General features: G+C 73.1%; 20 protein-coding genes and 2 tRNA genes. 10 read left to right on the top strand and 12 right to left on the bottom strand.

What is annotated here, in order from left to right; genetic code table 11:
• Positions 1-15: 15 nt before the first annotated feature.
• The 4 genes from ACIOGZ_RS10280 to purS all read right to left on the bottom strand — a co-directional run bounded on the left by ACIOGZ_RS10280 (position 16) and on the right by purS (position 4,142).
• Entirely contained in the window at positions 16-843 is an 828-nt protein-coding gene (locus tag ACIOGZ_RS10280) for a sterol carrier family protein (protein WP_363627883.1), read from the bottom strand.
• Between the two features lie 91 nt (positions 844-934).
• Positions 935-3,190 carry a phosphoribosylformylglycinamidine synthase subunit PurL gene (gene purL, locus ACIOGZ_RS10275; RefSeq protein ID WP_363579826.1) on the bottom strand — a complete coding sequence of 752 codons (2,256 nt, stop codon included), beginning with the start codon at positions 3,188-3,190 and terminating at the stop codon, positions 935-937.
• A complete protein-coding gene (gene purQ, locus ACIOGZ_RS10270; RefSeq protein WP_363579827.1) occupies positions 3,190-3,891 on the bottom strand; it encodes a phosphoribosylformylglycinamidine synthase subunit PurQ in 702 nt (233 codons plus the stop codon). Before purQ ends, purL begins: the two co-directional genes overlap by 1 nt.
• Complete coding sequence (gene purS / locus ACIOGZ_RS10265; protein WP_045692676.1) at positions 3,888-4,142, bottom strand: phosphoribosylformylglycinamidine synthase subunit PurS; 255 nt, start codon at positions 4,140-4,142, stop codon at positions 3,888-3,890. Before purS ends, purQ begins: the two co-directional genes overlap by 4 nt.
• A gap of 468 nt (positions 4,143-4,610) precedes the next feature.
• Between purS and ACIOGZ_RS10260 the strand changes: the two genes are divergently transcribed.
• From ACIOGZ_RS10260 to ACIOGZ_RS10230, 7 genes are all read left to right on the top strand, one after another.
• Positions 4,611-4,928 carry an Lsr2 family protein gene (locus tag ACIOGZ_RS10260; RefSeq protein WP_063348519.1) on the top strand — a complete coding sequence of 106 codons (318 nt, stop codon included), beginning with the start codon at positions 4,611-4,613 and terminating at the stop codon, positions 4,926-4,928.
• Between the two features lie 137 nt (positions 4,929-5,065).
• Positions 5,066-5,138 (top strand) — tRNA-Gly (locus ACIOGZ_RS10255).
• A 39-nt stretch (positions 5,139-5,177) separates the two neighbouring features.
• Positions 5,178-5,253: transfer RNA gene (locus tag ACIOGZ_RS10250), tRNA-Gly, on the top strand.
• A gap of 157 nt (positions 5,254-5,410) precedes the next feature.
• Positions 5,411-6,415: an ABC transporter ATP-binding protein gene (locus tag ACIOGZ_RS10245; protein WP_363627884.1), complete on the top strand. Its 1,005-nt coding sequence runs from the start codon at positions 5,411-5,413 to the stop codon at positions 6,413-6,415.
• The gene (locus ACIOGZ_RS10240) at positions 6,412-7,245 is read left to right on the top strand and encodes an ABC transporter permease (RefSeq protein WP_363627885.1); all 834 of its coding nucleotides are present in this window, start codon (positions 6,412-6,414) and stop codon (positions 7,243-7,245) included. Before ACIOGZ_RS10245 ends, ACIOGZ_RS10240 begins: the two co-directional genes overlap by 4 nt.
• A gap of 104 nt (positions 7,246-7,349) precedes the next feature.
• Positions 7,350-8,582 (top strand): histidine kinase, encoded by a 1,233-nt coding sequence (locus tag ACIOGZ_RS10235; protein WP_363627886.1) that lies wholly within the window; start codon positions 7,350-7,352, stop codon positions 8,580-8,582.
• Positions 8,583-8,610: 28 nt separating this feature from the next.
• Complete coding sequence (locus ACIOGZ_RS10230; RefSeq protein ID WP_350876631.1) at positions 8,611-9,231, top strand: response regulator transcription factor; 621 nt, start codon at positions 8,611-8,613, stop codon at positions 9,229-9,231.
• A gap of 36 nt (positions 9,232-9,267) precedes the next feature.
• Here ACIOGZ_RS10230 and ACIOGZ_RS10225 read toward each other — a convergent pair whose 3' ends face one another.
• From ACIOGZ_RS10225 to purD, 4 genes are all read right to left on the bottom strand, one after another.
• Complete coding sequence (locus tag ACIOGZ_RS10225) at positions 9,268-10,167, bottom strand: phosphoribosylaminoimidazolesuccinocarboxamide synthase (RefSeq protein WP_363579831.1); 900 nt, start codon at positions 10,165-10,167, stop codon at positions 9,268-9,270.
• Between the two features lie 73 nt (positions 10,168-10,240).
• A complete protein-coding gene (locus tag ACIOGZ_RS10220; protein ID WP_363627887.1) occupies positions 10,241-11,854 on the bottom strand; it encodes a N,N-dimethylformamidase beta subunit family domain-containing protein in 1,614 nt (537 codons plus the stop codon).
• A gap of 219 nt (positions 11,855-12,073) precedes the next feature.
• Positions 12,074-13,657 (bottom strand): hypothetical protein, encoded by a 1,584-nt coding sequence (locus ACIOGZ_RS10215; protein WP_363627888.1) that lies wholly within the window; start codon positions 13,655-13,657, stop codon positions 12,074-12,076.
• Between the two features lie 532 nt (positions 13,658-14,189).
• Positions 14,190-15,437 carry a phosphoribosylamine--glycine ligase gene (purD, locus tag ACIOGZ_RS10210; protein WP_363579834.1) on the bottom strand — a complete coding sequence of 416 codons (1,248 nt, stop codon included), beginning with the start codon at positions 15,435-15,437 and terminating at the stop codon, positions 14,190-14,192.
• A 367-nt stretch (positions 15,438-15,804) separates the two neighbouring features.
• Here purD and ACIOGZ_RS10205 point away from each other — a divergent pair, with 367 nt between their 5' ends.
• The gene (locus ACIOGZ_RS10205; protein ID WP_363579835.1) at positions 15,805-16,590 is read left to right on the top strand and encodes an SLATT domain-containing protein; all 786 of its coding nucleotides are present in this window, start codon (positions 15,805-15,807) and stop codon (positions 16,588-16,590) included.
• A 141-nt stretch (positions 16,591-16,731) separates the two neighbouring features.
• On the opposite strand, the gene ACIOGZ_RS10200 is transcribed toward ACIOGZ_RS10205, so the two are convergent.
• The 3 genes from ACIOGZ_RS10200 to ACIOGZ_RS10190 form a co-directional block, all read right to left on the bottom strand.
• Positions 16,732-17,379, bottom strand: coding sequence for a hypothetical protein (locus tag ACIOGZ_RS10200; RefSeq protein WP_350876643.1), 648 nt, complete (start codon positions 17,377-17,379; stop codon positions 16,732-16,734).
• Positions 17,380-17,494: 115 nt separating this feature from the next.
• The gene (locus ACIOGZ_RS10195) at positions 17,495-18,574 is read right to left on the bottom strand and encodes a GntR family transcriptional regulator (protein WP_400985541.1); all 1,080 of its coding nucleotides are present in this window, start codon (positions 18,572-18,574) and stop codon (positions 17,495-17,497) included.
• Between the two features lie 180 nt (positions 18,575-18,754).
• Positions 18,755-19,552, bottom strand: coding sequence for a carbon-nitrogen family hydrolase (locus ACIOGZ_RS10190; RefSeq protein ID WP_063348508.1), 798 nt, complete (start codon positions 19,550-19,552; stop codon positions 18,755-18,757).
• Between the two features lie 173 nt (positions 19,553-19,725).
• On the opposite strand from ACIOGZ_RS10190, the gene ACIOGZ_RS10185 reads away from it, so the two are divergent.
• Both ACIOGZ_RS10185 and ACIOGZ_RS10180 read left to right on the top strand, forming a co-directional pair.
• A complete protein-coding gene (locus ACIOGZ_RS10185) occupies positions 19,726-20,547 on the top strand; it encodes a maleylpyruvate isomerase family mycothiol-dependent enzyme (RefSeq protein WP_400985539.1) in 822 nt (273 codons plus the stop codon).
• 439 nt (positions 20,548-20,986) lie between these two features.
• Positions 20,987-21,835: a Bro-N domain-containing protein gene (locus ACIOGZ_RS10180; protein ID WP_400985537.1), complete on the top strand. Its 849-nt coding sequence runs from the start codon at positions 20,987-20,989 to the stop codon at positions 21,833-21,835.
• A 48-nt stretch (positions 21,836-21,883) separates the two neighbouring features.
• On the opposite strand, the gene ACIOGZ_RS10175 is transcribed toward ACIOGZ_RS10180, so the two are convergent.
• Entirely contained in the window at positions 21,884-23,254 is a 1,371-nt protein-coding gene (locus tag ACIOGZ_RS10175; RefSeq protein WP_400985536.1) for a nitrate/nitrite transporter, read from the bottom strand.
• Between the last annotated feature and the right edge of the window lie 89 nt (positions 23,255-23,343).

Raw genomic sequence — 23,343 nt, 5'->3', positions numbered from 1 at the left:
CCCCCCGAAGCGCGGCTACCCGAGCACCGGCAGGTACTCCCGCAGGTCGCTGCGCTCGCCGGAGGCGGAGACCGCCGCCGCGTCCACCGCGGCGGCCCAGTCGGCCCGGCCGGTGGCCAGCCGGATCCAGGTCAGCGGGTCGGTCTCGACCACGTTCGGCGGGGTGCCCCGGGTGTGCCGGGGGCCCTCGACGGCCTGCACGACGGCGTACGGCGGGATCCGCAGCTCGACCGCGCCGCCCGGCGCGCGGTCGGCGAAGGCGTCGGCCAGCAGCCGGGTGACGGCGGCGACGGCCTGGCGGTCGTGCGGGAAGCCGTCGAGGCCGAGCGCGGCGGCCAGGTCGTCGGCGTGCACGACGGTCTCCACCAGCCTGGTCACCAGCATGTCGGCGAGTGTCATCGAGCCCAGCCGGATCTCGAACCGCCGTACCGGGTCGGCGGCTTCGGGCCGGTCCAGCAGACCGGTCAGCGCGTCCGCCGCCCGGCTGAAGGCCTGCGCCACCGAGGCCGCGTCCCCGCCGAAGTCGCCCGCGGCCCTCGCCCGGGCCTGCTCGTCGAGCAGCGGCGCGACCGTGCCGACCGCGGCCACCCACCCCGGCAGGTCCAACGGTGCCCGCCCCTCCAGCGGATCGTCGAGGTGCTCGGGGACGAAGTCGAGCTGGACGGCGAGGTGCGCGATCAGCTCGCGGACCGTCCACTCCCCCAGCCTGGTCGGCCGGGCCAACCACTGCTCGGCGTCCGGGCGTTCACACAGCTGCCGGACGGCGTCGCGCAGCGCGCCGGTCTGCGCCGCGAGCGCGGTGCGCACCTTCTGCGGCTGGTAGGTACGGGGCTTGGGGGGCATGGCCCCCAACATACGCCGAGGGGCGGACAGCCCCGCACACGCCGAGGGGCGGACGGCCCCGTCGGACCGTCCGCCCCTCGAACCGCGCGGGTCAGGCGAGCAGAGCCTCGATGACGCCGGTGTGGGCGTCCTTCAGCTCGGCCAGCGAGACGGTGAACTGGCCCTGGACGTCCAGGGATTCGCCGTCCACGACACCGATGCGGGTGGCCGGCAGGCCGCGCGCGGTGCACATGTCGTTGAACCGGAGCTCCTCGCTGCGCGGCACCGCCACGACAGCGCGGCCGGCCGACTCGGAGAACAGGAACACGAACGGGTCCGCGCCCTCGGGCACGATGATCCGCGCGCCGTGGCCGCCCTTGAGGCAGCTCTCCACGAGCGCCTGGCCGAGGCCGCCGTCGGAGAGGTCGTGCGCGGCGTCGATCATGCCGTCGCGCGAGGCGGCGATCAGGATGTCGCCGAGCAGCCGCTCGCGCTCCAGGTCGACCTTGGGCGGCAGACCGCCGAGGTGGTCGTGGACCACCTGCGACCAGGCCGAGCCGCCGAGCTCGTCCGCGGTGTCGCCGAGCAGGTAGAGCAGCTGCCCCTCCTCGGCGAAGGCGACCGGGGTGCGCCGGGTGACGTCGTCGATGACGCCGAGCACCGCGACCACCGGGGTCGGGTGGATGGCGACCTCGCCGGTCTGGTTGTACAGCGAGACGTTGCCGCCGGTGACCGGGGTGCCGAGCACCAGGCAGGCGTCGGCCAGGCCGCGGGTGGCCTCGGCGAACTGCCACATCACGTCCGGGTCCTCGGGGGAGCCGAAGTTGAGGCAGTCGGAGATCGCGAGCGGCTTGGCGCCGCCGGCCGCGACGTTGCGGTAGGCCTCGGCGAGGGCCAGCTGGGCGCCGGTGTACGGGTCCAGCTTGGTGTAGCGGCCGTTGCCGTCGGTGGCGACCGAGACGCCGAGGTTGGTCTCCTCGTCGATCCGGATCATGCCCGAGTCCTCGCCGACCGAGAGCACGGTGTTGCCGAGCACGTAGCGGTCGTACTGGTCGGTGATCCAGGACTTGGAGGCCTGGTTCGGGGAGCCGGCGACCTTCAGCAGGTCGGCCTTGAGGCCCTCGCCGGTGGTCGGGCGGGCCAGCCGCTCGCCGGTGGGGGCGTCGGCCTGCAGCGCGTCCTGCCAGCTCGGGCGGGCGTACGGGCGCTGGTAGGTCGGGCCCTCGTGGGCGACGGTGCGCGGCGGCACGTCGACGACGAGTTCGCCGTGCCAGAAGATCTCCAGGCGCTCGCCGTCGGTCACCTCACCGATGACGGTGGCGATGACGTCCCACTTCTCGCAGATCTCCAGGAAGCGGTCGACCTTGCCGGGCTCGACGATGGCGCACATGCGCTCCTGCGACTCGCTCATGAGGATCTCCTCGGGCGAGAGCGTGTTGTCGCGCAGCGGCACGGTGTCCAGCTCGACCCGCATGCCGCCGGAGCCGGCGCTCGCCAGCTCCGAGGTCGCGCAGGACAGGCCCGCGCCGCCCAGGTCCTGGATGCCCTTGACGAGCTTCTCCCGGAAGATCTCCAGGGTGCACTCGATCAGGAGCTTCTCCTGGAACGGGTCGCCGACCTGGACGGCCGGACGCTTGGTCGGCTTGGTGTCGTCGAAGGTCTCGGAGGCGAGCACGGAGACGCCGCCGATGCCGTCGCCGCCGGTGCGGGCTCCGTACAGGATGACCTTGTTGCCGGCGCCGGAGGCCTGCGCGAGGTGGATGTCCTCGTGCTTCATGACGCCCACGCACAGCGCGTTGACCAGCGGGTTGCCCTGGTAGCAGGAGTCGAAGACGACCTCGCCGCCGATGTTCGGCAGGCCCAGGCAGTTGCCGTAGCCGCCGATGCCCGCGACGATCCCGGGCAGCACGCGCCGGGTGTCCGGGTGGTCGGCCGCGCCGAACCGCAGCGGGTCCATCACGGCGACCGGGCGGGCGCCCATCGCCAGGATGTCGCGCACGATGCCGCCGATGCCGGTGGCCGCGCCCTGGTAGGGCTCGATGTACGACGGGTGGTTGTGCGACTCGACCTTGAAGGTCACGGCGTAGCCCTGGCCGACGTCGACCACACCGGCGTTCTCGCCGATGCCGACGAGCATCGCGTCCGAGTCGGGCTTCTTGTCGCCGAACTGCTTCAGGTGGACCTTGCTGCTCTTGTACGAACAGTGCTCCGACCACATGACCGAGTACATCGCGAGTTCGGCGCCGGTCGGGCGGCGGCCGAGAATCTCGCGGATGCGCGCGTACTCGTCCTCCTTGAGCCCGAGTTCGGCCCAGGGCTGGGCGACGTCCGGGGTCTGCTCGGCGTTCTTGACGGTGTCGAGGCTCATCAGGCGTTCACCAGCTGCTTCAGGACGGAAGTGAAGAAGCCCAGGCCCTCGACGGTCGGACCGGTGAGCGGCTCCACGGCGTGCTCCGGGTGCGGCATCAGGCCGACGACATTGCCGGCGGCGTTGGTGATGCCGGCGATGTCGCGGTACGAACCGTTCGGGTTACCGCATCCGTCAGCGGCATCGCCGCGGGCCACGTAACGTGCCACCACCCGGCCCTCCGCCTCCAGTTGGTCCAGGACGCGCTCCTCGGCGACGAACCGGCCCTCGCCGTTCTTCAGCGGAACGACGATTTCCTGGCCCGCCGAGTAATCCCGGGTCCAGGCGGTACCGGTGTTCTCGATGCGCAGCTTCTGGTCGCGGCAGACGAAGTGCAGCGAGTCGTTGCGGGTGAGCGCGCCGGGCAGCAGGTGCGATTCGCAGAGCACCTGGAAGCCGTTGCAGATACCGAGGACCGGCATTCCCAGCTTCGCCTGCTCGATGACGGTGTCCATCACGGGCGAGAAGCGGGAGATCGCGCCGCAGCGCAGATAGTCGCCGTAACTGAATCCGCCCGGCAGGACGACGGCGTCGACCTGGTGGAGATCCTTGTCACGGTGCCAGAGCGCGACCGGCTCGGCGCCGGCCAGGCGGACCGCGCGCTGGGCGTCACGGTCGTCGAGGGAGCCGGGGAAAGTGACGACGCCGACGCGGGTGGTCACTTCGCCGCCTCCTCGACGCGGACGGTGAAGTCCTCGATCACGGTGTTGGCGAGAAAGGTCTCGGCGGCTTCGCGGATACGGGCGAGCGCGGCGTCGTCGACCGGGCCCTCCACTTCCAGCTCGAAACGCTTGCCCTGGCGGACGTCGGCGATCCCGGTGAATCCGAGACGGGGCAGTGCACGCTGCACCGCCTGGCCCTGGGGGTCGAGGATCTCCGGCTTGAGCATGACGTCGACTACGACGCGTGCCACTGGCACTCCCGGTGGTGTCTTCGGTGAGGCGGGGGAACTCCAGACTACCGGGGGTTTCGGGCGGGATTGCTGGCCGGGGCAGGCGACGCGCGTAGACTCGAGACCCTTACGCGGCAAGGGATCCAAGCCCGTGAACCCCCGGCGGGGCCGCGCGGTTTCCACGGATTCGACCCCCGGAACGAGAACACCCGAAGAACACCCGAATACGGCACTCCGGGACAGATCGACCCGTCCCGCACTCCGGTATCCGGCACTCCGGCGAAGACACGTGAATATCCGGAAAAGAATGCCGGACTCTTCGATTTCGACCCCCTTCGGGTGCAGAATAGGGCCACCTGTCGCGGCAAGTGCTGCGTATCCGGCGGGCCACCAGGCCTGCCCGTATGCGCTTGCGCGAGTGGGTGCACATCAGGCCCCCGGACGCACCCCGCGGACCGGCGGCCGAATTGCCCGAGAGGATTGACACCCATGGCTCAGCGTGTAGTTGTCACGCTCTCCGACGACCTGGACGGCGGCGCCGCGGCGGAAACCGTCCACTTCGGCGTCGACGGGAAGTCGTACGAGATCGACCTGTCCGTGGACAACGCGGAAAAGCTGCGGGAGGCCCTCGCTCCGTTCGTCGCGGCCGGCCGCCGCCAGAGCCGCACCGGAAAGTCCTTCCGCCGCACCGCGCTCACCCCGGACCCGGCCGCGGTGCGCGCCTGGGCCCTGTCGCGCGGCATGGAGCTGCCGGCCCGCGGACGCATCCCCAAGCACGTGTACGAGCAGTTCGCCGAGGCGAACTGACCGCCCCGGGCACCCCGGTCGCCCCGCCCGCCTGGACCGAAAGGGTGGGGCGACCACCCCGAACGATGCTGTAGAGTAATCCTCGTCGCCGCAACGGAGAGATCCGGAGAGGCGGCGGGTGCCCCACCAGGCACCGTGCGGACGTGGCTCAGTTGGTAGAGCATCACCTTGCCAAGGTGAGGGTCGCGAGTTCGAATCTCGTCGTCCGCTCGCAGTGCGCGAGCACAGCACAACTCCATAGTAAGACCTGCGGACGTGGCTCAGTTGGTAGAGCATCACCTTGCCAAGGTGAGGGTCGCGAGTTCGAATCTCGTCGTCCGCTCCAGAACGAAAGGCTCCCTCGATCGAGGGGGCCTTTCGGCATTCCCGTTCCACGCCGATCCCGGCCCATGACATTTGTCATCGCCGACCCGTGGATCTCCACCGCCGGCTCATGACGGCGCGCACTGCCCGCCCGGCCGGGGAGGCGGAAGGCTTGAGCCATGGAAACGAGCCAGCCCCTCCGCCCCGGCGACAGCGTGATCGAGGTCACCGACCTGCACCGCCACTACGGCACCGGCACCACCGGCTACCACGCCGTCCGCGGCGTCGACCTGACCGTCGGCCGCGGTGAGCTGTTCGCCCTGCTCGGCACCAACGGGGCGGGCAAGACCTCCGCCATGGAGCTCATCGAGGGCCTGGCCGCCCCCACCGGCGGCACCGTCCGGGTGCTCGGCCACGACCCCCACCGGGAGCGCGCCGCCGTCCGCCCGCGGATCGGCATCATGCTCCAGGAGGGCGGCTTCCCCGGCGACCTCACCATCGCCGAGACCGGCCGCAGCTGGGCCGGCATGACCAGCGGCGCCCGCCCGGTCGACGAGGCCCTGGAGCTGGTCGGCCTCGGCCACCGCCGCGACGTCCGGGTCAAGCAGCTGTCCGGCGGCGAGCGGCGCCGGCTCGACCTCGCGATGGCCCTGCTCGGCCGCCCCGAGGTGCTCTTCCTGGACGAGCCCAGCACCGGCCTCGACCCCGAGGCGCGCGCCGCCGTCTGGCGGCTGGTCCGCGAACTGCGCGCCCAGGGCACCACCGTGCTGCTCACCACGCACTACCTGGAGGAGGCCGAGGAGCTCGCCGACCGGCTGGCCATCATGCACGGCGGCCGGGTCGTCACCACCGGAACCGTCGCCGAGGTGATCGCCGGCCGGCCCTCCCGGATCAGCTTCGAACTCCCCGAGTTCACCGGGACGGCGCTGCCGGTCCTCGCCGGGGCCGAGATCACCGTCGACGGCCGCAAGGTCACCGTGCAGACCGGCGGCCTCCAGCGCACCCTCTTCGAACTGCTCGGCTGGGCCCAGCAGCACGGGATCGCGCTCGGCTCCCTGGACGCCCGCAGCGCCTCACTGGAGGAGGCCTTCCTCGCCATCGCCTCCGAGGCCGCCCACCAGGCCCCGCCCCAGTCGCCCGCCGCCCCCACCGCCCGCCGCCGCCTGATCGGATCCGCCCGATGACCACCGCCACCGCCGCCAAGACCGCCGCCGGCCCGCAGAGCACCACCGCCCGCCGGCTGCTCTCCCTCGGCCGCGCCGAGGCCACCCTGCTGCTGCGCAACCGGGCCGCCCTGTTCACCGCGCTGCTGCTGCCGCTGCTGCTGATCGCCGGCCGGCACAACATGCTCAAGCAGCAGGCCGAGTCCCACCCCGGACTGGACGTCGACACGCTGCTGATCACCGGCACCATCGGCGGCGTCCTCGCCTTCGTCGTCTACTACAACCTGACCGCCGCGTACGTCGCCCGCCGCAACGAGCTGGTGCTCAAGCGGCTGCGCACCGGCGAGGCCCGGGACATCGAGATCCTGGCCGGCACGGCGGTGCCCTCGGTGAGCCTCGCCCTGATGATGTGCGCCGTGGTCGGCGTCGGCGCCGCCGTCCTTCTCAAGCTCAGCACGCCGGTGAACCCGCTGCTGCTGGCCGTCGGGCTGGTCCTGAGCATCGCCGTCTTCATCGCACTGGCCGCCGTCTCCAGCGCCTTCACCAAGACCGTCGAGACCGCCGGCATCACCACCCTCCCGGTGCTGCTGGTCTCCCAGTTCGGCTCCGGCCTGCTCATCCCGCTGGAGATCATGCCCCCCGGGCTGGCCGACTTCTGCCGCCTGCTGCCCACCACCCCGGCCTTCCAGCTGATCCGGATCGGCTGGACCGGCAGCGACGGCTCGGCCGCCGCCACCGGCTTCGCCGGCACCTGGTCCACCGCCGCCCCGCACCTGGTGACCGGCGCCGTCTGGCTCGGCCTGGCGGTCTGGGGCGCGGTGCGCTACTTCCGCTGGGAGTCGCGCCGCTGACGCCCCCGGCGGGCACCCTCTCCGGAAGTGCGAAGGTCAGACCCCCGTTCCGCCTCTGATATGAAGGTAGCGACACGATCTTGATCGAAACGGGGAGCGATTCGATGGCCGTCCAGGGGCCGGTCCGCAGATGGAAGGGCTTCGGCAAGCCCCAACGCGCCGAGCTGTACTTCCGCTGGTCGCTCTACATGGTGGCCTGGTGCATCGTTCCGGTGAACCTGGTGCTCAGCGCCTCCTCCGTCACGAACATCGACCGGTCGGTCGACGCCGTCCGGGTCACCGTGGTCGTCTCGCTCGCCTCCACCCTGCTCTGCCTCCGGGCGTTCCGCACCTCGCTCGACCACTACCTGCACCGCCCCACCGAGCACCTGCGCTGGCTGATCGTCAACAGCGCACTCTCGGTCGCCGGTTCCTGGGCCGTCCTGCTGCTGGGCCCGTCCTCCGCCGAACCCGGGCGGCCCGGAGGGACGCCGTTCACCGCGGCGATCGCCATCGCCATGCTGTGCGCCGCCATCGGCCCGATCAGCGTGGGCCTGCCCCTGCGCCAGGTCTTCGCCGCCGGACTCGGCCTGATCCTGCTGATCGCCCCGGCGATGCTGCTGGCCGGGATGAGCCCCGCCACCACGGCCGGACTGGCGGTCGGGGCGGCGATCAGCCTGACCTTCCTCGTCGGCACCTGCCGCAGCTTCGCCTGGGTGACCGCGATCATCTGGGAGCTGGAGACCGCCCGCGAGGCCCAGTCCCGGCTGGCCGTCGCCGAGGAGCGGCTGCGGTTCTCCCGCGACCTGCACGACGTGATGGGCCGCAACCTCACCACCATCGCGCTCAAGAGCGAACTCGCCGTCCAGTTCGCCCGCCGCGGGCGCCCGGAGGCCGCCGACCAGATGGCCGAGGTGCAGCGGATCGCCCAGGAGTCGCAACGCGAGGTCCGGGACGTCATCCGCGGCTACCGCACCGCCGACCTGCACGCCGAGGCGATCGGCGCCCGCGCGGTGCTGCGCAGCGCCGACGTCGCCTGCGAGATCGACCTCGGCGAGAACGCCGACCAACTGCCGCCGCCGATCCAGTCGGTGCTCGGCTGGGTGATCCGCGAGGCCACCACCAACGTGCTGCGGCACAGCGAGGCCGCCCACTGCCTGATCCGGCTGAACCTCCAGGACGGCCGCGCCGTCCTGGAGCTGGAGAATGACGGGGTGCCCGCCGTCCCGCTCCCCTCGCTGGGCGGCGGCACCGGACTGCGCGGCCTGCGCGAACGGCTGGCCGCCCACGACGGCGAGCTGACCATCCCCGAGGCCGCCCAGGGCACCTTCCGGATGCTCGCCGCCGTCCCGCTCTGACCCGCACCCACCGACGGAGGACCGCCCGATGACCGACCCCGCACCCGTGCGCGTCCTGCTCGCCGACGACGAGCACCTGATCCGGGGCGCGCTGGCCGCGCTGCTCTCCCTGGAGGAGGACATCACCGTGGTCGCCGAGGCCGGCTCCGGCCCGGAGGCGCTGGCGATGGCGCAGGCCCACCGCCCGGACGTCGCGGTGCTGGACCTCCAGATGCCCGGCAAGGACGGCATCGAGGTGGCCACCGAACTGCGCCGGCTGCTGCCGGACTGCCGCTGCATGATCGTCACCGGCCACGGCCGCCCCGGCTACCTCAAGCGGGCGCTGGAGGTCGGGGTGCGCGGCTTCCTGCCGAAGACCGTCTCGGCGGCCGACCTGGCCGGCATCATCCGGACCGTCCGGGCCGGCGGCCGGTACGTGGACCCGGAGCTGGCCGCGGACGCGATCAGCGCGGGCGAGACCCCGCTCACCCCGCGCGAGACGGACGTCCTGGAGCTGGCCGCCGACGGCACCTCGATCACCGAGATCGCCGAACGGGCGGCGCTGTCCCCCGGCACCGTCCGCAACTACCTGTCCTCGGCGGCCGGGAAGCTGGGCGCCGAGAACCGGCACGCGGCGGTGCGGATCGCCCGCGAGCACGGCTGGATCTAGGTCCGAACACGGGCACGGCTCGCGGGCGGCCGGGCGTCAGGCCCAGGCGGTGCCGGTCAGCCGCTCGTACACCTCGATGTACTTGGCGCGGGTCTGCTCGACCAGCTCGGCCGGCAGCTCCGGCGGCGGCTGCTCGCTGTAGCGGTCCCAGCCGGAGGCCGGGGAGACCAGCCAGTCGCGGATCAGCTGCTTGTCGAAGGACGGCTGCGAGCGGCCGGGCCGCCACTCGTCGGCCGGCCAGTACCGGGAGGAGTCCGGGGTGAGCACCTCGTCGCCGATCAGCAGCTCGCCGTCCAGCAGGCCGAACTCGAACTTGGTGTCGGCCAGGATGATGCCGCGGTCGCGGGCGATGTCCCGGGCCCGGCCGTAGACGTCCAGGGTGGTGCGGCGCAGCTGGGCGGCCAGGTCGGCGCCGATCCGGCGGGCGGTCTCCTCGTAGGAGACGTTCTCGTCGTGCTCGCCGACCTCGGCCTTGAGCGCCGGGGTGTAGATCGGGGCGGGCAGCTCGGAGCTGTTCTCCAGGCCCTCCGGCAGGGCGATGCCGCAGACCGTGCGGTTCTCCTGGTACTCGGCCAGGCCGGAGCCGGCCAGGTAGCCGCGGGCGACCGCCTCGACCGGGACCATGTCCAGGCTGCGGCAGATCAGCGTGCGGCCCTTCCAGTCGGCGGGGGCGCCGGACGGGACCTCGGTGGAGATCACGTGGTTGGGGACGATGTCGGCGATCCGCTCGAACCACCACAGGGACAGCTGGGTGAGGACGCGACCCTTGTCGGGGATCTCGTTCGGCAGCACCCAGTCGTGGGCGGACATCCGGTCGCTGGCGACCATGACCAGCTCGCCCGACTCGGTCCGGTAGAGGTCGCGCACCTTGCCGGTGTGCAGGTGGACCAGGCCGGGCACCTGGACCGGCTCGGGCTTGGTGACAAATCCGCTCAAGGTGTCTCAGTCCTCAGGGGTCGTTCGCGGGCGTGGGGCGCGCGAAAGGGGAGGTCACTGCCCCCGCAGTCTTTCACGAACCCCCGAGGCCCCGTTTCTGGCCGAGGGCGGCCCCGTTCCGGGTGAGGGAGGCCCGGCCGAAGGAGGCCTCGTTCTTGCCGAGGCGGTCGAGCAGGTTGGCGGTGGCCCGCTGGATCCGCTCGTCGGTGAGGCCGGGGCGGCCCAGTGCGGGCGACCAGGCGAAGGTGCCGGCCGCGAACACGTACGCGCCGCTGGGCGCCCGGTACAGCGAGGTCTCCTGGTAGCGGGTCCGGCCGGCGAGGTCCTGGTACGGCGAGTGTGCGAGCAGCACCCGCTCGGTGTGCTCGGGCAGCGCCACCTTGGGGTAGTAGCGGTCGGCTTCGCCGGCGACCAGGCCGGGCAGTTCGTCGCCCTCCTGCAGGCCGGTGCCGTCCCAGAGCCAGTGCGCGGTGTGCCGGGCGATCAGCGGGACGGGCGCGGCGACCCGGCCCGAGTACTGCAGGCCGAGCACCTGCTGCTCGGGCTCGCCGGCGTCCCGCCACAGCGCGCTGGCCGAACCGGGCACCCCGGCGGCCGGGCTGCCCGGCTGGACCTTCTGCCGTTTGCGGCAGTTGAGCAGCCGGTTGGGTTCGCCGGAGGCGGCGGCGGTCAGCTCGACCCGCCAGTACATGGTGTTGGCGGACAGGAACACCAGCGAGGTGCCGTCGTCCCTGGCCTGCTCGACGGCCCGGCGCATCGGCTCGGACCAGTACTCGTCGTGGCCCGGGAAGATCAGCGCCCGGTGCCGCCCCGGGTCGACCAGGCCCGCGTGCAGGTCGGTGGCGGTGGCGTAGGAGAGGTCGTAGCCGTAGCGCTCGGCCCAGCGGATGAAGTCGTACGCGTGGCCGACGTGCAGCGGCAGCCCGGCGGTGGCGTGCGGGCGGTCGAAGGAGACCGTGACGGCCGCCTCCGGTTCGCCGACCAGGCCGCCCCGGCCGTCCCAGGCGTGGTAGAGGCTGGCGCCGCTGCGGCCGTCCTCGGGGAACAGGTTGTAGGCCTGCCAGGTCACGTCCGGGACCACCAGGAGCAGTTCGGCGGCGTGCTCCCGGTCCTCGAAGTCCCGGACGGTGAACGGGATGTGGCTGCGGTGCAGCATGTCCGCGGTGGTCAGCACGGCGACGTACGCGCCGGGCTTCCAGTGCACCGGGATCTGCAACCGCCAGGAGTGCCACCAGTGGTGGCAGGAGACCGTCCGCTCGACCACCAGCGGGGCGGGCTGGGCCAGCCCGGCGATCAGCGGGCTGGACGTCATGTGGCGGGCGCCGTCGCCGCCGTAGTGGCCGATCCGCCAGACGTCCACGGTGAACTCGCGGGGCGGGTTGACGGTGACCCGGAAGTCCACCGAACCGCCGGGGCGGATCACCCCGGCCGAGGCGAAGCCCTTGATCTGCTGGTCCACGTCGTTGGCGCTCTGCGGGGTACCGACCGGCGGCTTGGGCCGGGCGCCGGCCGCCAGCGGCCGCTGGCCGGGCGCGTCCACCGAGACGTACCAGGGGACAGCGCCCTCGGCGCCGGCCAGGTACTGGTCCGGGCTGCGCAGCCAGGGCAGTGGGCCCTGGCCGAAGGGGTCGGAGACGCTGTAAGCGTGCGTTCCGGACTCCCAGCGGCGGTTGAGTTCCGTGCCCACGCGCCCCTCCCAGGTGCACTTCCGCCCGGTTGGCACGTGCCCCCCGGATGTGCGTGCGGTCTAATACACCACAGAGTGCTGGCGCTCCGTCACCCTGCGGTCGCAATTGGTGCCGGGAATCTCACGCCCTCCCCCGGCCGGGCCTCCGGCCTGCGGAGACGGCCGCCCGCCGGTCGGTTTGGGGGCGCGCGCCGGAGCGCCGAGCGCCGCCTGTCCGGCTCACAACCGGACGGGTTTCTCCAGACGGACGTCGGCGGCGTCCAGCCAGGCCCGCAGCGGGCCGTCCTGGCCCTGTTCGACGGCCTGGGCGACCGGCCCGGCCAGGTCGGTGCGGCGGATCCCGCCCAGCAGCAGCACCGGACCGTCCAGCCAGTCCAGGCCGGGCGCGCCGCCCGCGGTGTCGACGGCGGCGCAGCAGACCATCGCGGTGACGTGGTCGACCAGCAGGTCACGGCCGCTGCGGGCGGTTTCGAGCAGCGGGGCCGGGGCGGTGGTGCGGGCCAGCTGGGCGGCCAGCGCGGCGGCCAGCTGCTCCCCCTCGCCCTCGGCGAGCCGGACCAGCAGCCGGGTGAGCGTCGGGGAGCCGGGGCGGGCCTGGGGGGCGAGCCGGTCCAGGGCGGTCTGGAGGGCGGCGGCGCGGGCCCGCCAGCCGGCGTCCACCACGTCGGCCGGGTAGTCGGTCCACTCCAGCTCGTGCCAGCCTCCGGCGGCCGGGCTGCCGAAGAACAGCTCGGCGGCGAGCCGGGAGACCGCCCGGTCGACGGTGCCGGGCTCCTCCAGCAGGTCGCAGGCGGGACGGTCGCCGAGCCGGGTGCCGTAGCCGTCGGCCAGGCGGTCGCGCCGGGACAGCTCGGTGAGGGCGGAGACGACACCGGCGTTGAGGTGGGCGGGGTGGCGGCCGAGCCGCCAGGCGGGCAGCGCGACCCGGGTGAGCAGCCGGTCCCAGCCCGCGTAGGCCAGGCCGACCTGCTCCTGGGCGGCGATCCGCAGGCCGTAGTCGACCGTCCTGGCCTGCTCGGAGGCCCAGCTCGCCACGGAGCGCTCCAACTCGGCGGCGTGGCCTCGGCAGGCGCCGAGCAGCCGGCGGGTGATCCCGCGGGTGATCCGCTCGGCGAGCGCGGCCGGACCGCGGCGGGGCGGCCGGGGCGGGCCCGCCAGGGTGCCGCCGCCGAGGCCGGGGGCGGCACCCTCGCCGGAGTCCAGGCTGGCGTCCAGGCTGCGCAGGAAGCGGCGGGCGGCGGCGATCTCCGGGTCGGCGGAGGCGGCGGTGCCGGCCACCACGGGGGCGAGCAGGGCGCGCAGTTCGCCGGCCCGCATCCACCACAGGAACGGCGAGCCGATCACCAGGACCGGGCCCGGCGGCTCGGGGTGCGCCCGGAACGGGCGGGCCCGCCGCACCGGGGGCACGTCCTCCAGCCAGCTGTCGCAGTCCGGGGTGAGGGCCACGGTGGAGGGCGCGGGCACGTCCAGCCGGTCGGCGAGTTCGTCGATCAGCCGGTACAGCTCGGGTGCCTCGGCGCGTTTCAGCGGAACGGCCGGGGTCCGGGGCGGGACGGCCCGGTGGTAGGCGCGGGCGGTCAGCCCGGCCACCAGGAGCGTCAGCGCGGCCACCGCGCAGACCACCCAGCGGGCGGCGTCCCACCCGACGGCGTCGGAGGAGCCGGGTGCGCCGATCCGCCCGGTGAACCGGCCCGCGAGCAGGACCACCGCGACGGCGGCGGGCATGGCGGCGGCGGCCAGGGCGAGACCACGGACCCGCAGGACCGCCTGGGCGTGAGCGCGCGCGGTGTCGACTGCGGCCATACGGTGCGGCACCCCCTTCGGAGCCCTCGGGCGCCCGGCGACGGGCCCTGAGCCGACTCGAAACGATCAGTTCCGACCGGGAAGCGGAGGCGTCCGATCCCCGGTAGTGCATGCTGTGTGGCGCTTCTGCCATGTTCGACGCACCGGCCCGAGTGGGTGTTCCGGATCGCCCCGATTTCCACTCGTCCCGGTGACACCGCCCGGATTCCGGACGGTCACGACCGGTCCGGTGCGAAGCACCCGGGCACCCGCCCGGCCGGACGCCGTCCAGCATCCCCCCGTGGGAACACCGCTACCCGGCGGCGACCCCGGCGCACGGCCACGTCGCACTGCGATCCAGCGCACCATAAGGCCGGGCGCCCGGCTACGTCAGCCGGATGCGGGTGCTGTCACCCGATGGGCTGGAATCCGGCCGCCGAACGGTGCGCCGGCCCCCGGAGTCACTCCCGCCCCGGAAACGCCGCAGGGCGCTGCGTCCATGGGGGGAAATCCCACGGCGCGCGGCGCCCTGCGGGCGGAGGCGGGGCAGGCCCTACTCGGTGGCTGCCTTCAGGGCGATGTCGGTGCGGTGCTGGCCGCCCTTGAGGGCGATCCGGTCCACGGCGGCGTACGCGCGGTCGCGCGCCTCCACCAGGTCGGCGCCGGTCGCGGTGACCGACAGGACGCGGCCGCCGGCGCTCAGCACCCGGCCGTCCTCGTCGGCCCTGGTACCGGCGTGCAGGACGAACGCGGTGCCGTCGGCCTCGGCCTCGGCCAGGCCCTCGATCGGGTCACCGGTGCGCGGCGCGGCCGGGTAGCCCTCGGAGGCGACGACCACGGTGACGGCCGCGCCCTCGTCCCAGCGCAGCGGCTCCAGCTGGTCCAGGGTGCCGGTGGCGGCGGCCAGCAGGACGGCGGCCAGCGGGGTGCGCAGCCGGGCCAGCACGACCTGGGTCTCCGGGTCGCCGAAGCGGGCGTTGAACTCGATCACCCGGGTACCGCGCGAGGTGAGCGCGAGGCCCGCGTAGAGCAGGCCGGAGAACTCGGTGCCCCGGCGGCGCAGCTCGTCGACGGTCGGCTGCAGGACGCTCCGCTGGACCTCCTCGACCAGCCCGGCGGGCGCCCACGGCAGCGGCGAGTAGGCACCCATGCCACCGGTGTTGGGGCCCTCGTCGCCGTCCAGCGCGCGCTTGAAGTCCTGCGCGGGCTGGAGCGGGACGACGGTGGTGCCGTCGGTGATCGCGAACAGCGACACCTCGGGGCCGTCCAGGTACTCCTCGATGACCACGCGCTCGCAGGAGGCGGCGTGCGCCAGCGCGGCCGCGCGGTCGGAGGTGACCACCACACCCTTGCCGGCGGCCAGGCCGTCGTCCTTGACCACGTACGGCGCGCCGAAGGCGTCCAGCGCCTCGGCGGCCTCGGCCGGGGTGGTGCAGACGTAGGAGCGGGCGGTGGGCACGCCGGCCCCGGCCATCACGTCCTTGGCGAAGGCCTTGGAGCCTTCCAGTCGGGCGGCTTCGGCGGACGGGCCGAACACCGGGATGCCGGCCGCGCGCACGGCGTCGGAGACGCCCGCGACCAGCGGGGCCTCCGGGCCGACGACGACCAGGGCGGCGCCGAGCCGCACGGCCAGGTCGGCGACCTGCGCGCCGTTCAGCTGGTCGACCGGGTGGACCGTCGCCACCTGTGCGATCCCGGCGTTGCCCGGGGCACAGTGCAGCTCGGAGACGGCGGGATCTTGGGACAGAGAGCGGCACAGGGCGTGTTCGCGGGCGCCGCCGCCGATGACGAGGACCTTCACGCTTGGCAAGGGTAGTCGGTGGCCAGTTCCGGCCGCTCTCCGGTCCCGTCCGATCCTCCAGTCGGGGCGGTCCGTACGCCGAGGATGTCGGAGAAACCTCCAACTCGGACCGGCTCGGTGCGCACCGGGTGCCCGAGTCAGGACGGCGGGTCACCGGCCCCTCCCTCGGACGGGTGAAATCTCGCCGACCCCCGCATCCCTTCCACCCCGGGTTCCGGTGGCCGAATCCGGTAACGATCACCGGGGAAGCGACCCCATGGTCAGCCATTTGGCGGTAAGAAGTGCTGTTGGACAACCAACGGCAGACGTCGCGTCAGCCGATGGACCGCCAGACCCAGCAGTCCGCCCGCCACAGGGAGCCCCACAGGTGAGCCAGCCGGAAATGCAGCCCGAGGAGAGTGCCTGGGGCAAGGAGATCGGCGAGGAGGACCCGCCCGCCGCGACCATCGCCCGCCAGGCGTCCACCCGCCGACGGACCGATCTGAGCACTCGACAGTTCCCGCTCGGGGACTGGGGCGAGCCGGCCGAGCGCCTGGAGGAGCTGTACCGCTGGTCCGAGGAGCGGGCGGTCGAGGCGATCGAGTGGTACCGCAAGGACCGGATCTGGAAGCGCCGCTGGGCGCGCCTGCTGCGGTTCGGCACGGCCGGCTTCGCGGTGGGCGGGGTGACCGCGCCGCTGGTCGACCTGACCGGCGCAGTCTCACACGGCACCAGCTGGGGCTACGTCGGCCTGGCGCTCGCCGCCGCCTGCCACGGCACCGACCGGGTGTTCGGCCTCACCTCCGGCTGGATGCGTGACGTCAGCACCGCGCAGGCGCTGCAACGCCGGCTGGAGGCCTTCCAGTTCGACTGGGCGTCGGAGTGCGTGCGCGAGGTGCTCGGCCCGACCGAGGGCACCGCGGGCGAAGCCGCCGAGCGCTGCCTCGGCGTGCTGCGCCGGTTCTGCGAGGACGTCTCGGACATGGTCCGCACCGAGACCTCGGAGTGGATGCTGGAGTTCCGCGCGTCCATGACCCAGCTGCCCACCCAGGCCCCGGGCACCTGGGGCGGGCGCAGCGAGAGCGGGGTGGGCGCCCAGGTGCGGGTGCTGCCGCCGCCGGGCACCCGGCCCACCATGCCGCGCCAGCGGCCGCCGGAGGGGCCGCTGCGGTAGCGGGCGGGAAGGCGGGCCGCCTGCCGTGGCGGGCGGGCCGGTGCGGCGGGCGGACGCGGCGGGAGGGTACGGCGCCCGGGCAGACGCGGCGCCCGGGCGGATGCGGCGGGCGACGCCTCGGGCAAAAGGCTGCCGGACGCCTCAGGCGAAGACCACCATCGAGCCCTGGGCGAGGCTGCGGGTCGCCGCCGCGTACAGGCCCGCCCAGGCGTGCCGCTCGCGGGCGAAGGGGTGCAGGTCGTCCAGCGGCGGCCCGAACGGCTGCTCCAGGCCGGTCGGGCCGAGCGGCCGGGTCGGGTCCGGCGGGTTGAGCGGGTCGAGGCCCAGCGCCGGGGCGACGGCCTGCAGTTCGCGCAGCAGCCCGTGGCTGGAGCCGAGCGGACCGCCGGAGGCGAGCAGCGCGTCGTCCACCAGCGGCGCCGGGAACTCTATCGGCACGTAGGCGCCCGCGTGGTCGAAGTGCCAGACCAGGTGCGACTGTTCGGCACTGCTCTCGAACATCTCCAGCAGCTGCTCGTAGTCGCCGCCGAGCGAGTCCACCGGCGTGATGTCCAGCCCGGTGAGGCCCAGCAGGTAGGCACGGCGCAGGAAGTGCAGCGAGTCGTAGTCGAAGGCGGCTATCGGCTCGACCGCCCCGCTCAGCCCCGGGACGTACTGGTAGACCGGCACCTCTGGCAGCCCGCGGGAGGCCAACACCGCGTTGTAGAGGGCGAGATCGTCCCTGAAGGGATTGTCGGGGCTGTGGCTCAGCACGTCCACGAGCGGGACGAGCCAGAGGTCGCAGGCCATGGCCGGCAGTTCCTCTCCGGGCGACGGGGTCGCCCGCAGGGCGGGACGACGACGGGGGCGGGGTCGGTACCCGGACGGCCGTTGTGCGGGACGCCCGGTTCGACGACCGCCCACCCTACCGGCCCGGGGCCGGGCGCGGGTCGGGCCGTCCCTGCGGTGCGTCCGGGGGCGGTTCGGGCAGCCGCCGGCCGAACCGGCCGTACGGCACCGAGCGCGGCTGCGGCACCAGGCCGAGGCCCAGCCCGAGTTCGCGGCCGAGCTCCCGGCCGACCTCCTCGCCCGGCCGGCGCCGGCCCCTCCCGACCTGGTCGAACGCCTGGCCAGGGGCCAGTTCGGCCGCCACCGGCGGGGCTTCGGCGGACGGGGCCGGCGGCACGGGCGCGCCGTCCAGGAGCCCGCCGCCACCGGGCTCGCCGTCCAGGGGTTCGCTATTCAGGGGATCGCTATTCAGAGGATCGCCGTCCAGGGGTTCGGTGAGCAGCCCCAGCACCGTCACCGACTCCAGCGGCCGCCCGGCCAGCCCGGCCAGCAGCCGGGCGGTGTACAGGTTGTACTCGCAGATGATCCGGTGCGCGCCGACCAGGTCCCGCGCGCCGATGGCGTCGACCAGGTCGAGGTGGCGGTCCCAGCAGACCTCGGCCAGAACGGGCAGCTCCCGCAGGTAGGGCGCGGCGAACATCCACGACTGCACCCGCAGCCAGTCCAGGTAGTCGCCGATCCGGCGGTTGCCGATCAGCGCGGCGACCTCCTGCCAGAACCGGCGGTCGCAGCCCACCATCACGTCCAGGTTCCCGGCCCGGGCGGCCCGGACCGCCGCGTCGGCCCGGCGGCGCAGCGAGGGCAGCCTGGCGAGGTCCGGCAGCGCCCTGCGTGCGGAGAACTGGCGGTAGTAGCTGTCGGTGACCAGCACCCGGGACTCGAAGATCTCCAGGAAGTCGTCCCAGCCCAGCTCGGGCACGGTGAACCCGCGGTGGTGCTCGGCCCGCAACAGCCCCTGCGCACCGAGGTCGACCAGCGCCTCACGGGCCGGGGTCGCCGAGACGCCGTACAGCTCGGCGATCTCCTTGACGGTGAAGTTGCGGCCGGCCGCCAACCGGCCGGCCATCATCTCCTCGCGCAGCGCACCGGCGATCTGCTCGCGCAGGCTGTTGCGCTGGATGACGGGACGGGTGTCGCCTGCGCCGTTGCCGGGCATGCGCGCAACCTCCTGGGGCGGGCCGATCAGGCCGCCCCTCGGCGGACCGGCCAACGAGCGGCGGGGAACACGACGAGTGCTCATCTTCTCAAACCCGCCCCGAGAAGGTACAAACCAACCCCCCGGAGGCCCCGGCGCCCCCGGACTCCCCCGCCCGGACCGGGCCGGGGCGGGCCAGGATCAGCGCTGGACCGGCGCGGGGATCCCCAGCAGGCGGTCCCGCAGCACCGGGAACTCCTCGCGGGCCTTGCCCACCTCGGCCGGATCGAACTCGACGGTCAGCACCTGCTCCTCCGTGCCGGCCTCGGCCAGCACCCGGCCCCACGGGTCCACCACGATGCTGTGCCCGGCCTGCTCGACCCCGGCGTGCGTCCCGGCCGTGTTGCAGGCCAGCACGAACGCCTGCTCCTCCACCGCGCGCGCCCGCGCCAGCAGCGTCCAGTGCTCGCGCCGCCGGGCCGGCCAGGCCGCCGGAACCACCAGCAGCTGCGCGCCGGCGTCCAGCAGCGCCCGGAACAGCTCCGGGAAGCGCAGGTCGTAGCAGGTGGCCAGGCCCAGGGTGGCGAAGTCGGTGGCCGCGGTGACGATCTCCTGCCCGGCGCCCATCACCACCGCCTCGCCGCTGTCGAAACCGAAGCGGTGGATCTTGCGGTAGGTGTGCACCAGCTCGCCGTCCGGGGCGAACAGCAGCGAGGTGTTGTAGATCGGCCCGTCCGGGTCGCGCTCGACGATCGAACCGGCGTGCAGCCAGACCCCGGCCGCCCGCGCGGCCGCCGCCATCGCGTCCGAAGTGGGACCGTCCAGCGTCTCGGCGCCGTCCGACCACAGGTCGTAGGCGAAGCCGCCGAGCGGCCACAGCTCCGGCAGGACCACCAGGTCCGCGCCCTGCTGTGCCCGGACCAGCGCGGCGGCCCGGGCCCGCCGTTCGGCGGGCGGCTCGGCGTCGGAGACCCCGAGTTGGATCAATGAAGCGCGCACAGTACCACCGTCCACGGCAAGAGACCTACGATCGTCACCCGAAAGCGCTGCCCAGCTGTCTCCCGGCAGCGTAACGTGCGGTTAGCGTGTGCGCCTGGAAGCCGGACCATCCCGGCCGACCGGGGAGGCCGGGCGCAGAGGGCAAGGAAGCTGACGGAGGGCCGGAGATTCCCGTGACGGACAACCAGACCGTGCAGGCTTACACGGAGGCGTGGGCCCAGAGCATCGAGTCCATATCGGAGCTGGTCGCCCCCCTCCCCGAGGGCTCCTGGAACCGGGCCACCGAATGCCCCGGCTGGTCGGTCCGGGACGTCGTCTCGCACATCATCGCGGTCGAGTCCGAACTCCTCGGCGACCCCCGCCCGATCCACTCCCTGCCGCGTGACCTTCGCCACGTCACCACCGACTTCGCCCGCTACATCGAACTGCCGGTCGACAAGCGCCGCTGCCACACCGCTCTGGAGATGACCAGCGAGCTGGAGTACACGATCATCCGCCGCTCCCGGGCACTGCGGAACGCCAAGCAGACACCCCTGGAGCCGGTGCGCTGGCCGGCCGGCCCGAACAGCCGCGACGTGCCGTACCACGAGCTGCTGCGCCTGCGGGCCTTCGACGTCTGGGTGCACGAGCAGGACCTGCGCCGGGCCCTGGACACCCCCGGCAACCTCGACTCCCCGGCCGCCCTGATCGCCCGGGACGTCCTGCTCGGGCTGCTGCCCAAGGCCGTCGCCCACCGGGCCGGCGCCCCGGCCGGAACGGCCATGGTCCTGGACGTCACCGGCCGCGTGGAGTTCCTGCGCACCGTCCGGGTCGACTCGACCGGCCGCGGCACCGTCGACGAGTCGATCAGCCTGGCCCCCGACGTCCAGCTCACCATGGACTGGGAGACCTACCTCCGACTCGCCTGCGGCCGCGGCCGCCCCGGCCCGGTCACCATCGACGGCGACAAGGAACTCGCCGAACGCGTCCTGTCCGCCTTCGCGGTCACCATCTGACCCCAGCCACCCCACAGCGCACGCCACCCGGCGTACACGCACGAGTGCGCGCCGGGTGCCGAGTCATGGGCCGGCGTAATCCGCCCGACGCCGTCAAGAGGTTGGAGACCCACCAGCACCGCACCGTCGACCTGTGGTCGGTAACCATCGCCAAAAGCGATGGTTACGACGTTTCAGCAGGTCAGAAACCCTACGCCCCCGCCGCCTCAACCTTCCGGCACAGGTCCAGGAACTCGCCGACCACGTCCTGCCCGCCTTCGCGGTCACCATCTGACCCCAGCCACCCCGCAGCGCACGCCACCCGGCGTACACGCACGAGTGCGCGCCGGGTCGGCACCACTCGTGCATCCATCCGTCAATCCAGCACCAGCACCTCACCCGTTCGACCTCGTTGTTCTGGGCGCTCCCGCCACCACCCGGAAGAAGGAGGGGCGTCCCCATGGACGACGAACAGCAACAGATGGTCCTGGTCCGGTCGAGCTTCCCGGTCACGGGGCAACCGATCAGAGTCGTGATGATCGACGGACAACCGTGGTTCGTCACGGCGGACGTGTGCCGAGTCCTGGGTCGAGGAAACCCGACAGATACCGTCAAGGTGCTGGAACACCATCAGCACCGTGTCGTCGACCTACGGTCGGTAACCCTTGTTCGGAACAAGGGTTACCGGATTCCTACAGGTCAGAAAGCCTATCGTCGAGGGAATCCACTACTCGGCGTGGTGAGCGAGGCAGGTCTATACGGCCTCCTCATGCGGTCGGACAAAGGCACGGCCCGACCGTTCCGAGAATGGGTTACCGACGAGCTGATCCCCTCCATCCGCCGTGGGGACACCGACATCCCCACCCAACAGCGGCGGATGGCTGAGACCCTGGCAGAGGCGATCGGACAACAGGTACGGATCGTCGCCGAGATCGACCACGAGGACTGGCCCGGCCTGACCGTCCACTCGGACGGAACGGTCCACTGCCAGCACGGCGAGATGGTCCTCCACCTGCCGAGCCGGGAAGAGGACAGCGGACCACCGTTCGGCGCCTACTTCGCCTGCCCGGGCGAAGAACGAGTCGGAATCCGGGCCAGCCGAATCGTCCCCGGCTGCCCCAAACTGAAGCTCGTGGACCTGATCCGCATGCGGCGCGAAGCCGCCGAGCAGCCGACCCGACCAGGGGCACATCCGACTCGCACACCGATGATGCCGCCGGAGGGCACGGTGCTCTGTGTGATCGACCGGGTCCAGCTCTACGGACGGCCGCCAGAGATCACCGAGGTGCTCCGGGGCATCGGGCTGTAGCGGCGGGAAACCATCACCCAAAGCAATAGTTTCGACGCCCTTCGCAGGTCAGAGCCCCTTATCCTCCGCCGCGACCTTGCGGCGCAGGCGCAGGATCATCACGGTGCCGACCGCCAGCGGGACGTACTGCCAGCAGAACGCCCAGCGGAAGGCGTCGGCCGAGTAGGAGTCGGTGCCGGCCGGGGAGAGGCCGTCCAGGAGGACGCCGATGCCGAAGAGGGTGATCATCGTGCCGATGAAGCCGCCCATGTTGACGATCCCGGAGGCGGTGCCGAGGCGCTCCACCGGGTTGCTGGCGCGGGCGTAGTCGAGGCCGACCAGTGAGGCCGGGCCGTTGCTGCCCATCACCACGATGATGGCGGACAGCAGCCAGATCGGCGGGTGTCCGCCGGGCCAGGCCAGGACCAGCGCCCAGCCGAGGGCGGTGGCCGTGATGACGGTGAGGACGATCGGCATCCGGGCCCGCGCCGAGACGGAGAGCACCCGGCCGAACAGGAAGCCGAAGGCCATGTTGCTGAGCACCAGCAGGGTCAGCAGTCCGCCGGCCGCGGCCCGGGAGAGGCCCTGCGCCTCCACCAGGTAGGGCAGGCCCCAGAGCAGGCCGAAGGCGTTGCCGGGGAACTGGGTGGTGAAGTGCACCCAGAGCCCGAGCCGGGTGCCCGGTTCGCGCCAGCACGCGCGGACCTGCCGGCCGACGTTCGGCCGCGGCGCGGGCGGGTGTTCGACCGGCCGTACGGCCGCCGCCGGCGCCTCCTTGAGGAAGAGCGCGACCAGCGCGAAGACCGCGACGCCGAGCAGGGCGATCGCGGTGAAGGTGGGCGTCCAGCCCTCGCGGTGCAGGGCCTGTGCGAGCACCACGGTGGTGATCAGGTTGCCGCCCATTCCGGCGAGGCCGGTCAGCTGGGCCACGAACGGGTTCCGGGCGGCGGGGAACCACCGGGCGGCGAGCCGCAGCACGCTGATGAAGGTCATCGCGTCGCCGCAGCCGAGCACCGCCCGGGAGGCCAGCGCCGGGGCGAAGGAGGAGCTGAACGCGAAGGCCAGTTGGCCGAAGCTCAGCAGGACGACGCCGAGCAGCAGCACCCGGCGCGGCCCGATCCGGTCGACGAGCAGGCCGACCGGTATCTGCATGGCCGCGTAGACCAGCACCTGGAGGATCGAGAAGGTGGAGAGCGCGGAGGCGCCGATGCCGAAGCGGTCGGCGGCGTCCAGTCCGGCCACGCCGAGGCTGGTGCGGTGGATCACCGCGAGGATGTAGACGCTGACGCCGATGGACCAGGCCAGCCAGGCCGCGCGCCCGCCGGGCGGGGACGGTGCGGGGGCGGCGGACGGCGTCGGGGCGACCGGCGGCGTCGGGTCGGCGGTTCGGGGAGCGGGGACGGACAGGGGTGCGGCTGAGCGGGCGGGCTCCACGGTCATAGTGCGACCAGACTAGTCATCCCATGATGGGACGCCCAGTGCGGGGTGCGGTCGATCGTCCACGGACCACGGACTCCACGGACCACGGA

The organism is Kitasatospora sp. NPDC088160 (assembly GCF_044741445.1).
Taxonomy (GTDB): Bacteria; Actinomycetota; Actinomycetes; order Streptomycetales; family Streptomycetaceae; genus Kitasatospora.
This window is presented reverse-complemented; position numbering and strand designations above follow the sequence as displayed.

What these genes read in the sequence shown, in the direction of transcription:
- ACIOGZ_RS10260 (WP_063348519.1), top strand. Translation starts at nt 4,611, where the DNA reads ATGGCTCAGCGTGTAGTTGTCACGCTCTCCGACGACCTGGACGGCGGC.
- ACIOGZ_RS10245 (WP_363627884.1), top strand. Translation starts at nt 5,411, where the DNA reads ATGGAAACGAGCCAGCCCCTCCGCCCCGGCGACAGCGTGATCGAGGTC.
- ACIOGZ_RS10195 (WP_400985541.1), bottom strand. Translation starts at nt 18,574, where the DNA reads ATGCCCGGCAACGGCGCAGGCGACACCCGTCCCGTCATCCAGCGCAAC.
- ACIOGZ_RS10215 (WP_363627888.1), bottom strand. Translation starts at nt 13,657, where the DNA reads ATGGCCGCAGTCGACACCGCGCGCGCTCACGCCCAGGCGGTCCTGCGG.
- ACIOGZ_RS10175 (WP_400985536.1), bottom strand. Translation starts at nt 23,254, where the DNA reads ATGACCGTGGAGCCCGCCCGCTCAGCCGCACCCCTGTCCGTCCCCGCT.
- ACIOGZ_RS10180 (WP_400985537.1), top strand. Translation starts at nt 20,987, where the DNA reads ATGGACGACGAACAGCAACAGATGGTCCTGGTCCGGTCGAGCTTCCCG.
- ACIOGZ_RS10240 (WP_363627885.1), top strand. Translation starts at nt 6,412, where the DNA reads ATGACCACCGCCACCGCCGCCAAGACCGCCGCCGGCCCGCAGAGCACC.
- ACIOGZ_RS10235 (WP_363627886.1), top strand. Translation starts at nt 7,350, where the DNA reads ATGGCCGTCCAGGGGCCGGTCCGCAGATGGAAGGGCTTCGGCAAGCCC.
- ACIOGZ_RS10280 (WP_363627883.1), bottom strand. Translation starts at nt 843, where the DNA reads ATGCCCCCCAAGCCCCGTACCTACCAGCCGCAGAAGGTGCGCACCGCG.
- ACIOGZ_RS10200 (WP_350876643.1), bottom strand. Translation starts at nt 17,379, where the DNA reads ATGGCCTGCGACCTCTGGCTCGTCCCGCTCGTGGACGTGCTGAGCCAC.
- purL (WP_363579826.1), bottom strand. Translation starts at nt 3,190, where the DNA reads ATGAGCCTCGACACCGTCAAGAACGCCGAGCAGACCCCGGACGTCGCC.
- ACIOGZ_RS10230 (WP_350876631.1), top strand. Translation starts at nt 8,611, where the DNA reads ATGACCGACCCCGCACCCGTGCGCGTCCTGCTCGCCGACGACGAGCAC.